The sequence below is a fragment of the Sphingomonas sp. CCH9-F2 genome (genome assembly GCF_001556735.1).
GTDB lineage: Bacteria > Pseudomonadota > Alphaproteobacteria > Sphingomonadales > Sphingomonadaceae > Sphingomonas > Sphingomonas ginsenosidimutans.
The window spans coordinates 1-243 of record NZ_LSJO01000230.1 but is presented as its reverse complement, the minus strand read 5'-3'; the positions used below and the strand labels follow the sequence as shown (position 1 = coordinate 243).

The following is a 243-nucleotide window of genomic DNA, read 5'->3' as shown; positions in this document are numbered from 1 at the left end:
GTTGGCGACCAAGCCGGGCGCCCTGCGCAACGGCGCACCGTTCCAGGGCTGGGAGCTGCCGCCTGCGCTGGCACGACTGCGGCGCAAGCTCGGCGTCGGTGACGATGCCGACCGGCGGTTCGTGCGGGTGCTGGCAGCGGTGCTCGACGACGGACTGGAGGCGGTGGAAGCGGCCGTGCGAGAGGCGCTGCTGGCCGGCACCGCCAGCGACGACGTCATCGTCAACATCCTGGCCCGCAGGCG

At 73.7% G+C, this 243-nt stretch carries 1 pseudogene; it reads left to right on the top strand.

Annotated features, from left to right (window positions below):
* Positions 1-243: pseudogene (locus AX685_RS06925) on the top strand (IS21 family transposase); the annotation flags it as partial.